Raw genomic sequence first — 12,685 nt, 5'->3', positions numbered from 1 at the left:
TGCGCGTGGTCGAACTGTGCGATCCCGAGGACACGGACGGCGCGCGCTTGCGGACGCAAGACGTCGTGCGTTGGCTGGCCGGGCACGGCGTTGCCGCCGAACCGGACGCTCGCGCGCATGACGATCGCACGCACGGCCGCCGACTGATCGACTGCGCCGAGGAGATGGGGGCGGGGCTGATGGTCTCCGGCGCCTGGGGCCATGCACGGATGCGGCAATGGATCTTCGGCGGGGTGACGCAGACGTTGCTGAACGAAGCGCCCGTGGCGCTGATGCTGGCGCACTGACTTTCCTTCTCCCACAAGGGGGAAGGGGAAACTAGGCGAACGGGTAGGGGCTGATCGACTTCGACCAGTCGTCGACCGTCAGGGCGCGGCCGACCGGCGGGGCGGCGCGTTCGGCGCAGGGGTGGCGTTCACACAGGCGGCAGGCGGGGCCGATGGGGGTGACCTCGGGCTTCTGCAGGTCCAGACCGCGGGCGTAGATGAGGCGGTGGGCGTGCTTCAGCTCGCAGCCCAGGCCGATGGCCAGGTCATGGCCCTCGGTGAAGGCGTCCTGGCCCTGACGGTCGACGGTGCGGGCCAGGGTGAACCAGCGCCCGCCATCCGGCGTCTCGATGATCTGGGTGACGATGCGGCCCGGCGTGCGGAAGGCCGAGTGCAGCCGCCAACGCGGACAGGCGCCGCCGAAGCGCGAGAAGGGGAAGGCGCCCGAGGCGTAGCGCTTGGACACATTCCCTGCCTGATCCACCCGCATCAGGAAGAAAGGCACGCCGCGCGCCGTAGGCCGCGACAGGGTGGTCAGGCGGTGGGCGACCTGCTCGAAACCGACGCCGAAGCGGGCCTGAAGGCGGGCCAGGTCGTAGTCGGTCTCCTCCGCCGTGCGCTGGAAAGCGCCGTAGGGCATGAGGACGGCGGCGGCCAGGGTGTTGGTCAGGGACGTCTTCAGCAGGTTGCGCGTTGGTGCGTCCGGCGCCCCCGCCGCGTCTGTCAGGGCCTGAAGCTCCGGCCCATGCTCCATCAGGGCCAACTGATTGGCGACGGCGAAGGCGCGCGACGACGGCCCCAGGGCGTCGGACAGCAATAGGCGCCCCCGGTGCGGGTCGAACCGGCGGGTCCATTCGACCATGACCTCGGCGGGCAGGGTGCGGACCGTCAGGCCGTAGCGAGCGAACAGTCGCCCTCGCGCCAGGGCCTCGAAGCCTTCGTCGGGGGCGGGGGCTTCGGCGCGCAGGGCGTCGTGCAGGGTCTCGCCCAGGGCATCGAGGTCGGGGAAATGGTTGTGGCGGGACTGGACGTATTCGCGCACCCATTCTGACGGGCTGTCGGTCGGCGCGGCGCCGCCTCCGGCCTCGACCTCGGCGCGGTCGCGCACGCGACGGTCGGTGAAGGCGCGGTAGAGACGCAGCACGGCGTCCGCGGCGGCAGGCTGATCTTCGGCCAGCTGCATGATCTCGTGGCGCGGCACGGCCAGACCCTGAAACAGAGGGTCGGCGAAGACTTCGGACAGTTCGGCTTCTGACGCCGGGCCGCCGGACTGGCCGAGGTTGCGCAGGTCCACGTCATAGGTTTCGGCCAGACGCAGCAGCAGCTGGGCCGAGACCGGCCGCTGGTTGCGCTCGATATGGTTCAGATAGGACGGCGAGACGCCCAGATCCGCCGCCATCGCCGTCTGCGACAGATCAAGGTCGCGCCGCAGTCGCTTGAGGCGGCCGCCCAGAAACAGCTTGCGATCAACGGCGGCGTTCATGGCGCGATCATGTCACATCATGACTTTCTGACAAGTGTCATGATGTGACTGTTTGACTTGAATGATGTGGCCGTCGCTGTGTCAATCATGACGACGGCGTGTTCAGGTCTTCGGGACGGCGGCCCATTCTTCCTTCTTGGGCCGCGCCTTATCGAGACCGAGACGAACATGACGACCTTCGCTGATCTGGTTCCTTCGCCCGCCGGCCGTTTTGACGGCATTGAGCGCCCTTACTCGCCTGAAGACGTTCTGCGTCTGCGCGGATCGGTGCCGGTCACCCATACGCTGGCCGAGCGCGGCGCCAACCGCCTGTGGGAGTTGCTGCACTCCGAGCCCTACATCAACGCCCTGGGCGCCGTGACCGGCAATCAGGCGATGCAGATGGTCCGCGCGGGTCTGAAGGCCATCTATCTGTCGGGCTGGCAGGTCGCGGCCGACGCCAACACGGCCTCGGCCATGTATCCGGACCAGTCGCTGTATCCGGCCAACGCCGCGCCGGAACTGTGCCGCCGCATCAACCGCACCCTGCAGCGCGCCGACCAGATCGAGCACGCCGAGGGCGGGGCCAAGCGTGACTGGTTCGCCCCCATCGTCGCTGACGCCGAGGCCGGTTTCGGCGGCCCGCTGAACAGCTTCGAGATTATGAAGGCCTTCATCGAGGCGGGCGCTGCGGGCGTCCACTTCGAGGACCAGCTGGCGTCCGAAAAGAAGTGCGGCCACCTGGGCGGCAAGGTGCTGATCCCCACCCAGGCGCATGAGCGCAACCTGATCGCGGCGCGTCTGGCGGCCGACGTCTGCGGCACGCCGACCCTGACCGTGGCGCGCACCGACGCCGAGAGCGCCCAGTTGATCACCTCGGACATCGACGAGCGGGATCACCCCTTCATCGACCGCGAGAACCGCACGCCGGAGGGCTTCTATCGCCTCAAGCCGGGCACGGGTCTGGACCACTGCATCGCGCGCGGCCTGTCCTACGCCAAATATGCCGACCTGCTGTGGTGGGAGACGTCGCACCCCGATCTGGACGACGCCAAGAAGTTCGCGGAGGCGATCCAGAAGGAGCATCCGGGCAAGCTGATGGCCTACAACTGCTCGCCTTCGTTCAATTGGGAAGCCAAGCTGGACAAGGAAACCATCGCCAGGTTCCAGCGCGAGCTGGGGGCCATGGGCTACAAGTTCCAGTTCGTGACGCTGGCGGGCTTCCACAGCCTGAACAACGGGATGTTCGAGCTGGCCAGCGGCTATCGCGATCGCGGCATGGCGGCCTATTCGGAGCTGCAACAGCGCGAGTTCGCCAATGAGGCGACCGGCTACACCGCCACCCGTCACCAGCGCGAGGTCGGCACCGGCTACTTCGACGACGTTGCCACGGTCATTTCTTCGGGCCAGTCCTCGACCACGGCCCTGAAGGACTCGACCGAGACCGCTCAGTTCCACGCCGCCTGAGTTCCACGCCTCACAGGAAAGGAAATGACATGGAGCCCATGACCCGTCCGCAAGCCATCATCGACTTCTGCCTGGCGCCGCTGGCGCTGGACGGATCGACCGAGGCCGAGCGCGAGGTGCGCCGTCGCTTGGAGCACGTCCTCAAGACCTTCGAGACCAAGGCGGTCCGTCCGCTGAGCGTGGATTTCTCGTCCATGCCCAGCCAGGTGATCAATGAGGCGGCGCACGGCTACGAATAGTGGGAAAGACCCTCAGGCCGCCTGTTCTGCGGCCTGAGGCGTATTCGCCGTCAACTCATGCACCATCGCCAGCAGGGCCTCGACATTGAACGGCTTGGCCAGGTGACGATCGGCCCCAGCGTCCAGGCCGGCGGCGATATGTTCGGGCAGGGCGTTGGCCGTCAGCATGACCACGGGCACGCGCGGGGAGCCCATGACGGCCTCGTGCAGGCGGATCTCGCGGGTGGCGGTCAGACCGTCCATGACCGGCATCTGCATGTCCATCAGCACCAGATCAAAGGTGCCGGCGCGGCAGGCCTCGACCGCCTGGGCGCCGTCTTCGACCGAGACCAGATCGACGGCGGCCTGATCCAGGATCAGTTCGACCACGCGCCGGTTGGTGGGGTGGTCGTCGGCGACCAGGACGCGGAGGCGACGTTGAGGCTGCGTCCAGTCGGCGTCTGCGGCAGAGGGCGTCGTCGGCGTTGAGACGGCGGGGGCTTCGGCCGCACGCAGGGGCAGGGTCAGGATGAAGGCGGCGCCGCCGCCCGGCTCGCTTTCGCAGCCCAGTTCGCCGTTCATCATGCTCGCCAGCTCACGACAGATCGCCAGGCCCAGGCCTGACCCGCCGAAGCGTCGGGTGATGTCGCCATCGGCCTGTTCAAAGCGGCTGAACAGCCGGTCGCGCGTTTCGGCGTCAAAGCCGATGCCGGTGTCCTGAACCACGAAGCGCAGTCCGTGCGGTCCGGCGTCGACGGTCAGGCTGACGAAGCCAGCGGCGGTGAACTTGACGGCGTTGGACACCAGATTGGTCAGGATCTGCTTCAGCCGCACCGGGTCGCCGTGGATCCAGATGCGTGCCTCGGGCGCGACCTCAATGAAGAACTGAAGGCCCTTGTCGCGTGCGGCGGCGGCATAGAGCTGGGCGGCCTCTTCGATCGCTCGCGTCAGGTCGAAGGGTTCGTCGCAGAGCTCCAATCGGCCGGATTCGACGCGGGCCAGATCCAGGATGTCGCTGAGCAGGGTCTGCAGCGTGCGGCTGGACGAGTGGATCAGGTCCAGCATCTCGCGCTGATGTTCGTCCAGATTGGTGCGCGCCAGGGCCTGGGCCACGCCGATGACGCCGTTCATAGGCGTGCGGATTTCATGGCTCATATTGGCCAGGAACTGGCTCTTGGCGCGGTTGGCGGCGTTGGCGGCGTCGCGGGCTTCGGCCAGGGCCTGGGCGTCGCGCTTCATTTCCGTGATGTCGGAGCAGACGGTGACGGTGCCCATTTCAGCCGTGCGGCGATCCTGAACCCTTAGCCAGCGGTCGCCGACCTGCTGTTCTATCGCACCCTGCGGGCGGCGGCGATTGGCCAGTCGTTCGGCTATCCAGGCGCGCTCGCGGCCCGCTGCGCAAGGGTAGATGTTCGCCTTGAGCCCCGCCTCGAGAATCTCGCGGAAGGTGACGCCGACCTTCAGGGCGCCGGCCAGTTCGGGGTTCACCTCGGCGTAGCGACGATTCCAGATCGCCAGCCGGTCGTCGGCGTCATAAAAGCCCAGGCCGTCGGGCATGGCCTCGATGGCTTCGCGCAGTTGGCCGAGCGCACTGTGCCGCGACCACCAGACCATGCCGGTCAGGAAGGCGGCGATGACGCCGAGAATCCCGATGCTGGCGCCGATCCACAGGGTCAGCGTGCTTTCAGCGGCGGCTGCGACGGGCAGGATCACGCCGGGCGTGGGCGTGATGATCACCGCGCTCATGGCGACAAAGTGCAGCCAGCAGATGCCTTGGCCGGCCACGGCTGTCGCGGCGATGATGCGTTTCACGCCGACGCGCCAGGGCAGCAGCGTCACGCTGCAGACCATCAAAACGCCTCCGACGACCGCGACCACGACTAGAGGAATGTTCCACGACAGGGTGGCGCCCGAGAAACGCAGGCCAGCCATGCCGATGAAATGCATGGCCGCGACGCCGAGGCCGCATGTCAGGGCGGAAACGAAGCGGCTGATGCGCCCGCCATCGACCAGAGCCAGATGCATGGCGACATAGAAGGCGATCACGACGACGGCCAGGGACAGGCTGGTGTCGCTAATGTCATAGCGGACCGGCACCCCGGCGTCGTAGGCCTTCATGCCGATGAAATGGGTGCTCCAGACCCCCAGGCCTGCAACCAGCGGCACGGCGATCAGATAGACCCGTCGTGAACGTCGAGCGACGTTGCGCGCACGATCGAACAGAGAGAGGGCGATTAACAGGCTGAATATGGAGACGAGTCCTGCGAACGGCAGGAGGCGCCAATCATGTTGCTGAACCAGACAGTTCAGGATCGTGTTCACGTCAGAAAGCCCTCATCCTGTCGTTATGACTGCCGCAAATCGGTGAACAAACTGCTTTAAGCGCAAGAATCCCGACACGCGCGGACCCCCGTAATTCCGACAGGTTAGGGGCTGTCGCTGAATAATGAGATAACGTCGATCCCTATGCCGTATGAGCATTCGCCTTCGCCCGTCGCCCCTACCGCTTCGTCCCGACTGTGGACGGCCGGCGCCAGCGGGGGCGTGGCCATATTGGTGATGGCGGTTCTGGCCGTGATGAAGCCCGAGCTGGCGGGATGGCTGGCGGCGGGCGCCGTGGCCGTCGCGCTCGCGACCTGGCTGGTGAACCGCAATCCGCCGTTGGTCGCCGACGAGATGGAGTTCGAGCCCGGCGCGGTCGATCTGGGGCCGGACGCGGCTCTGCTGGGCGATGTGTTCGAGGCGCTGGACGATCCCTTGCTGATCATCAGCGGCGGCGAGGCGGACGATATCGCCGGGCGGCGCATCGCCCTGGCCAATGCGGCGGCGCGCGAGCTGTTCAAGCTGAGCGGGACGGGTGGCGGGTTGCTGGTCTCGGTGCTGCGCGAGCCGCGCGTGCTGGAGGCGGTGGACGAGGCCCTGTTCGAAGGCGTCGACGCCGAGGTCGACTATGTCGGCGGCGGCGTTCAGGAACGGCACTGGCGGGCCTTCGTGCGTCCTCTGCCGACGCGCGAGGCTTCGGCCTGGGGCGGCGGGGCGCTGACGCTGCTGGCGCTGCGCGACGAGACGGACGTGCGCCGCATGGAGAAGATGCGCGTCGACTTCCTGGCCAACGCCAGCCACGAGCTGCGCACGCCGCTGGCGTCGCTGTCGGGCTTCATCGAGACGCTGAAGGGCCACGCCAAGGACGACCCCAAGGCGCGTGACAAATTCCTCGACATCATGGCGGTGCAGGCCGACCGGATGCGGCGGCTGGTCGCCGATCTGCTGTCGCTGAGCCGGATCGAGCTGAACGAACACATCGCGCCCCTGGGCCGGGTCAATCTGGCGCGGGCGACGGCGGATGTGGTCGATGCGGTCAGCGTCATTTCCAGCGAGCGGCAGGTGACGATCCATGCGGAGCTGCCGCACGGCGGCGCGGCCGTGACCGGCGACCGGGACGAGATCGCCCAGGTGGTGCAGAACCTGATCGACAACGCCCTGAAATATTCCAGCGCAGGCGGGACCATCGAGGTCGGCATCGAGATCGACCGCACCCTGGACGAGGCCATGGCGGCGCGGATGACCGAGGGCAACCGCCTGTCGCTGGCGACACCCGACCGCGAGACGGGCCAGCGCTACGCCGTCGTCACCGTGCGTGACCACGGGCCGGGCATGGCGCGCGAGCACCTGCCGCGCCTGACCGAGCGATTCTATCGCGTCGAGGGCCAGAAGAGCGGCGATCGGCAGGGCACGGGCCTGGGCCTGGCCATCGTGCGCCACATCATCATTCGCCACCGGGGCGGCCTGTCCGTGGACAGCGCGCCGGGGCATGGGGCGATCTTCGCGGCCTGCTTCCCGCTGGCTCCCCCATCCGAGGCGTGAGGTCCGGGTTCGGATCGATCGTCATGGACCTGCGACATTGCGGACGGGCGCCGTAACAGAACTGTCATCCAGCCGTCTTAATCCGCTGACGTATCGCAGGCAGTTTCCCGGCCGAAACGCACCGAACCCGGCGCGTTCCTGATTCCTGCGCTGATCGGACCGGATGATCTGGATTTTCCTGCTGCTGCTGATCGCCTTCGCCGTCCTGGCCTATGTGGCCGGGCGGGCCTTGGCCGTTCGCCGGAGCCAGGGGGCGAAGTCGCATTCGCGTCCTGGCCAACACGGGCTTTACGCCCTGATCTGGGTCGGTGTTCCGGCGCTGGCGATGCTGATCGCCGCCTCGGTCTTCTCGACCTCCATCGAGCAGCAGATGATGCGGGCGGGCGCGCCTGACAGCGTCACCCAGCTGGAGCCGTTCCGCCGCGAAGCCTTCTTCGCCGACGCCCGTCTGGTCGGAGCGGGGCAGGAGGCGCGCCAGATCTGGCCCGCGCCCTACGCCGAGGAACTGCCGGCCGAGGGCCGCCGCGCCCACCGCATCGCCGCGGCCCTGAACTGGGGCGGGGGCGTCGCCGCCCTGATCGCCGCCGTGCTGGGCGGCCTGTTCGTCTTCACCCGCATCCGCCCCGACCTGCGTGCGCGCAACAAGGTCGAGGGCTGGATCACCGGCGTCCTGTTCGCCTGTTCGGCGGTGGCTGTGCTGACCACGCTCGGCATCATCTTCTCGCTGGTGATCGATTCCCTGCGCTTCTTCAGCATGGTGCCGATCACTGAGTTCCTGTTTGGAACCAAGTGGAGCCCGCAGATCGCCATTCGCGCCGATCAGGTCGGGTCGTCGGGCGCCTTCGGAGCCGTGCCGCTGTTCGCGGGCACCTTCCTGATCATGGCCATCGCCATGGCGGTGGCGGCGCCCATCGGCCTGTTCTCGGCCGTCTATCTGTCGGAGTATTCGGGCCGGAAGACCCGCGCCCTGGTCAAGCCGGCGCTGGAAGTCCTGGCGGGCGTGCCGACCGTGGTTTACGGCTTCTTCGCCGCCCTGACCGTTGGTCCGGCGCTGCGCGTCTTCTTCAACGGCATCGGCGACCTGCTGATCGGCGGCCCGTTCAACGATCTGGGCCTCTACCTGTCGCTGGTGCAGAATCAGATGGCCCTGGTCGCGGGCGCGGTCATGGGGATCATGCTGATCCCCTTCGTCAGCTCCCTGTCGGACGACATTCTGAACGCGGTGCCGCAGTCGCTGCGCGACGGCTCCTACGCCATGGGCGCCACCAAGTCCGAGACGATCAAGAAGGTGCTGCTGCCCGCCGCCCTGCCGGGCGTTGCCGGCGCGCTGCTGCTGGCCGTGTCGCGCGCCATCGGCGAGACCATGATCGTCACCATGGCCGCCGGCCTGGCCGCCAAGCTGACCCTGAACCCGCTGGAGACGGTCACGACCGTCACGGTGCAGATCGTCACCCTGCTGACCGGCGACCAGGAGTTCAACAGTCCCAAGACGCTGGCCGCCTTCGGCCTGGGCCTGACGCTGTTCGTCGTCACCCTGCTGCTCAACGTCGTCGCCATGCGCATCGTGCAAGCCTATCGGGAACAGTATGACTGACGCCGCCCAGAACTTGACCGAGCAGGGCACGACCGGCGTCAGCCCGCGCACCCAGCGCCTGAAGGCCCGCCTGCGCGCCCGCTATGCGCGCGAGACCCGCTTCCGCTGGTACGGCCGCGCGGCCATCGGCGTGGCGCTGACCTTCCTGGTGATCCTGCTGGGCAGCATCGTCAGCCAGGGCTACACCGCCTTCTACGCCCACACCGTGACCCTGCCGGTCTATATGGACCCGGCGCGGATCGACCGTTCCTATCCGCAAGGCGCCAATTTCGAGCAGATCGTCGCCGAGCAGCAGATCCGCCGCCTGGGAATTCAGGACGACGAACAGGGGACCAAGGCCTCGGCCATGAAGGCCCTGCTGTCCTCGGAGCTGAAGTTCCAGGCCGCCAAGATGATCGCGCGCCAGCCCAGCCTGCTGGGCCAGACCGTACCGGTCGCCGCGCCGCTGTCGGATGACGCCGAGATGTATCTGAAGGGCAAGATCACCCGCGATCAGCCCGAGGATCAACGCCGTGTCTCGAACGAGCAGATGGACTGGCTGGACCGGATGAAGGCCTCGGGCGCGGTGCGCGCCCACTTCAACTCGGCCCTGTTCACCAAGGGCGACTCGACCCAGCCGGAACTGGCGGGCCTGCTGGGCGCCGTGGTCGGTTCGGCCCTGATGCTGATGGTGACGGCCCTGATCGCCATTCCGGTCGGCGTCGGCGCCGCCGTGTGGCTGGAGGAATACTCGCCGCGCAACCGCATCACGGCGATCATCGAGGTCAACATCAACAACCTGGCCGCCGTGCCGTCCATCGTCTACGGCCTGCTGGGTCTGGCGCTGTTCATCAACTTCCTGCACCTGCCGCGCGCCAGTCCGCTGGTCGGGGGTCTGGTGCTGGCGTTGATGGCTCTGCCGACCATCATCATCGCCACCCGCTCGTCGCTCAAGGCGGTGCCGCCCTCGATCCGTGAGGCCGCTCTGGCCATGGGCGCCAGCCGCACCCAGACGGTGTTCGGCCACGTCCTGCCGCTGGCCATGCCCGGCGTGATGACCGGCGCCATCATCTCCATGGCCCACGCGCTGGGCGAGACGGCGCCGCTGCTGCTGATCGGCATGATCAGCTTCGTGCCGGGCGTGCCGCACGCCATCGACGAGCCGGTCGGCGCCCTGCCGTCGCTGATCTACATCTGGGAGAACGCCTCGGAGCGCGCCTTCCACGAACGGACGGCGGCCGCCATCCTTGTCCTTCTCGCCTTCATGATCGTCATGAACGCCGCCGCAGTCCTGCTGCGCCGTCGCTTCGAACGCCGGTGGTAAATCTTATGAAGTCCCGCATCTTCCGCGCGCCCGAAGGCGTTTCCAACGGCGCTTCCGCCCCCCTGACGACGGCGCCGGTCGTCGGCGCTCACGCTTCGGCTCCGCTGGGTCCAATCAAGATCGCCGCGCGCGACGTCAGCGTCTTCTATGGCGAGAAGCAGGCCCTGTTCGACGTCTCGCTGGACATCCCGGACAAGACGGTGACGGCGCTGATCGGTCCGTCGGGTTGCGGCAAGTCGACCTTCCTGCGGACGATGAACCGCATGAACGACACCATCCCCGGCACCCGCGTGACCGGCCGGATCGACATGGACGGCGGCGACATCAACGACCGCAAGATCGACCCGGTGCTGCTGCGCGCCCAGGTCGGCATGGTGTTCCAGAAGCCGAACCCCTTCCCCAAGTCGATCTATGAAAACGTGGCCTATGGGCCGAAAATCCACGGTCTGGCCTCGACCAAGGGCGAGATGGACGAGATCGTCCAGAAGTCGCTGAAGCGCGCCGGTCTGTGGGACGAGGTCGCCGACCGTCTGCACTCGCCGGGCACCGGCCTGTCGGGCGGCCAGCAGCAGCGTCTGGTCATCGCCCGCGCCATCGCGGTCGAACCCGAAGTCATCCTGATGGACGAGCCCTGCTCGGCGCTGGACCCCATCGCCACGGCCAAGATCGAAGAGCTGATCGACGAACTGCGCGAGCGCTACTGCATCGTCATCGTCACCCACTCGATGGCCCAGGCGGCCCGCGTGTCGCAGCGCACGGCCTTCTTCCACATGGGCAAGCTGGTCGAGACCGGCGACACCGAAGAGATCTTCACCAACCCGCGCGAAAAGCGCACGCTCGATTACATCACCGGCCGTTTCGGCTGAGGACCCGACGATGAACCAGCATACGGTCAAGGCTTACGGCGACGAGCTGAACCAGTTGACGGCCGAGGTGGTCCGCATGGGCGGCTTGGCTGAGGCGCAGGTGGCGGACGCCATCGAATCCGTCGCGCGCCGCGACGTGGCGTTGGCCAAGGCGGTGGTCGAGCGCGACAACCGCCTGGACGCCCTGCATCGCGACATCGAGAAGAAGGCGATCCGCCTGATCGCCCTGCGCCAGCCGGTCGCCAGCGACCTGCGTCGGACGCTGGGGGCGATGAAGCTGGCCTCGGATCTGGAACGGACCGGCGACCTGGCCAAGAACATCGCCAAGCGGGCGCTGATCCTGGCTGAGGCCGAGCCGATGCAGCCGCTGACCCGCTCGATCGAGCGGATGGGGCGCCTGGTGTCGAACCGTCTGCGTGACGTGCTGGACGCCTATACGGCGTCTGAGATCGAGCGCGCCCTGTCGGTCTGGCAGACCGACGACGAGGTGGACGAGCACTACAACGCCCTGTTCCGCGAACTGCTCACCTATATGATGGGCGACCCGCGCACGATCACGGCCTGCACCCACCTGCTGTTCATGGCCAAGAACCTGGAGCGGATCGGCGACCACGCGACCAACATCGCCGAGACGGTTCACTATGAGATCACGGGCGAGGACATGCTGGGCGAGCGGCCGAAGGCCGTGCCCGGCCCCGGCGAAGAGCCGACGCCGACCCCGCATCTGCCTGCGTCTCCCGACGCGGCGGACGACTGACACCCTACATCGCTGACGACTTCGACGAACCGGAGAGGCTGACGTGCAACCCTATATCCTGGTGATGGAAGACGAGGACGCCCTGGCCACCCTGCTTCAGTACAATCTGGAGAAGGAAGGCTATGACGTGGCCGTCGCCGCCGATGGCGAGGAGGGGATGCTGCAGATCGACGAGCGCACCCCCGACCTGATCCTGCTGGACTGGATGCTGCCCAAGCTGTCGGGCATCGAGGTTTGCCGCCGCGTGCGCGGCCGGGCCGAGACGCGCAACCTGCCGATCATCATGCTGACCGCGCGCGGCGAGGAGACGGACCGCGTGCGCGGCCTGGACACCGGCGCCGACGACTACATGACCAAGCCCTTCTCGATGACGGAGCTGACCGCGCGCATCCGCGCCGTGCTGCGCCGCATCCGTCCGGGTCTGGCCGACGACCGGGTCAACCACGCCGACATCATCATGGACCGTGTCGCCCACCGCGTCAGCCGCGCGGGCCGCGAGGTGCATCTGGGCCCGACGGAGTTCCGTCTGCTCGACCACTTCCTCAAGCATCCGGGCCGGGTGTTCAGCCGCGAGCAGCTTCTGGACGCGGTCTGGGGCTCGGACGTCTATGTCGAGGCCCGCACCGTGGACGTCCACGTCGGCCGCCTGCGCAAGGCGCTGAACGTCGAAGGTACGGTCAACCCGATCCGCACCGTGCGCTCGGCAGGCTATTCGCTGGACCTGAATAACTAGGCGGTGACTCCTGCGGCGCGGGCCACGACGCTCTACGACGCGGCACGGCTCCCCATCCCCTGCCGTCATCCTCGGGCTTGACCCGAGGATCCAGCCGTCCGCCTGCACGGCGTTGAACGGGTGAGCGCGCCGTCGCCCTGGATCCTCGGGTCAAG

At 67.5% G+C, this 12,685-nt stretch carries 10 protein-coding genes and 1 pseudogene; 9 read left to right on the top strand and 2 right to left on the bottom strand.

The window, feature by feature from the left end:
* Window positions 1-287, top strand: a pseudogene (locus tag RT567_RS04455) (universal stress protein UspA); the annotation flags it as partial.
* Window positions 288-318: 31 nt separating this feature from the next.
* Here the strand turns inward: RT567_RS04455 and RT567_RS04450 are convergent.
* Window positions 319-1,749: a short-chain fatty acyl-CoA regulator family protein gene (locus RT567_RS04450; RefSeq protein WP_313574611.1), complete on the bottom strand. Its 1,431-nt coding sequence runs from the start codon at window positions 1,747-1,749 to the stop codon at window positions 319-321.
* A 168-nt stretch (window positions 1,750-1,917) separates the two neighbouring features.
* Here RT567_RS04450 and aceA point away from each other — a divergent pair, with 168 nt between their 5' ends.
* Both aceA and RT567_RS04440 read left to right on the top strand, forming a co-directional pair.
* Window positions 1,918-3,195 (top strand): isocitrate lyase, encoded by a 1,278-nt coding sequence (aceA, locus tag RT567_RS04445; RefSeq protein ID WP_313574609.1) that lies wholly within the window; start codon window positions 1,918-1,920, stop codon window positions 3,193-3,195.
* Between the two features lie 29 nt (window positions 3,196-3,224).
* Window positions 3,225-3,434, top strand: a complete 210-nt coding sequence (locus RT567_RS04440) for a hypothetical protein (protein ID WP_313574607.1) — start codon at window positions 3,225-3,227, stop codon at window positions 3,432-3,434.
* 12 nt (window positions 3,435-3,446) lie between these two features.
* Here the strand turns inward: RT567_RS04440 and RT567_RS04435 are convergent, their stop codons facing one another.
* Complete coding sequence (locus RT567_RS04435) at window positions 3,447-5,735, bottom strand: ATP-binding protein (RefSeq protein WP_313574606.1); 2,289 nt, start codon at window positions 5,733-5,735, stop codon at window positions 3,447-3,449.
* 144 nt (window positions 5,736-5,879) lie between these two features.
* Between RT567_RS04435 and RT567_RS04430 the strand changes: the two genes are divergently transcribed.
* From RT567_RS04430 to phoB, 6 genes are all read left to right on the top strand, one after another.
* Window positions 5,880-7,277, top strand: coding sequence for a sensor histidine kinase (locus RT567_RS04430; RefSeq protein ID WP_409516141.1), 1,398 nt, complete (start codon window positions 5,880-5,882; stop codon window positions 7,275-7,277).
* Window positions 7,278-7,440: 163 nt separating this feature from the next.
* Window positions 7,441-8,871: a phosphate ABC transporter permease subunit PstC gene (pstC, locus tag RT567_RS04425; protein WP_313574603.1), complete on the top strand. Its 1,431-nt coding sequence runs from the start codon at window positions 7,441-7,443 to the stop codon at window positions 8,869-8,871.
* Entirely contained in the window at window positions 8,864-10,174 is a 1,311-nt protein-coding gene (gene pstA / locus RT567_RS04420) for a phosphate ABC transporter permease PstA (RefSeq protein ID WP_313574601.1), read from the top strand. Before pstC ends, pstA begins: the two co-directional genes overlap by 8 nt.
* Before the next feature lie 5 nt (window positions 10,175-10,179).
* Window positions 10,180-11,040, top strand: coding sequence for a phosphate ABC transporter ATP-binding protein PstB (gene pstB, locus RT567_RS04415; protein WP_313574599.1), 861 nt, complete (start codon window positions 10,180-10,182; stop codon window positions 11,038-11,040).
* Window positions 11,041-11,050: 10 nt separating this feature from the next.
* The gene (phoU, locus tag RT567_RS04410; RefSeq protein ID WP_087139817.1) at window positions 11,051-11,797 is read left to right on the top strand and encodes a phosphate signaling complex protein PhoU; all 747 of its coding nucleotides are present in this window, start codon (window positions 11,051-11,053) and stop codon (window positions 11,795-11,797) included.
* A 43-nt stretch (window positions 11,798-11,840) separates the two neighbouring features.
* Entirely contained in the window at window positions 11,841-12,530 is a 690-nt protein-coding gene (gene phoB / locus RT567_RS04405; protein WP_003165711.1) for a phosphate regulon transcriptional regulator PhoB, read from the top strand.
* Window positions 12,531-12,685: the final 155 nt, after the last annotated feature.

Source organism: Brevundimonas sp., assembly GCF_032107865.1.
In the GTDB taxonomy this organism is placed as follows: domain Bacteria; phylum Pseudomonadota; class Alphaproteobacteria; order Caulobacterales; family Caulobacteraceae; genus Brevundimonas.
The sequence above is the reverse complement of the archived record's forward strand: the minus strand, read 5'-3'. Positions and strand labels throughout refer to the sequence as shown.

Coding starts and splice junctions, on each gene's coding strand:
- RT567_RS04430 (WP_409516141.1), top strand. CDS start 5,880: ATGCCGTATGAGCATTCGCCTTCGCCCGTCGCCCCTACCGCTTCGTCC.
- pstC (WP_313574603.1), top strand. CDS start 7,441: ATGATCTGGATTTTCCTGCTGCTGCTGATCGCCTTCGCCGTCCTGGCC.
- RT567_RS04450 (WP_313574611.1), bottom strand. CDS start 1,749: ATGAACGCCGCCGTTGATCGCAAGCTGTTTCTGGGCGGCCGCCTCAAG.
- phoU (WP_087139817.1), top strand. CDS start 11,051: ATGAACCAGCATACGGTCAAGGCTTACGGCGACGAGCTGAACCAGTTG.
- pstB (WP_313574599.1), top strand. CDS start 10,180: ATGAAGTCCCGCATCTTCCGCGCGCCCGAAGGCGTTTCCAACGGCGCT.
- pstA (WP_313574601.1), top strand. CDS start 8,864: ATGACTGACGCCGCCCAGAACTTGACCGAGCAGGGCACGACCGGCGTC.
- RT567_RS04440 (WP_313574607.1), top strand. CDS start 3,225: ATGGAGCCCATGACCCGTCCGCAAGCCATCATCGACTTCTGCCTGGCG.
- aceA (WP_313574609.1), top strand. CDS start 1,918: ATGACGACCTTCGCTGATCTGGTTCCTTCGCCCGCCGGCCGTTTTGAC.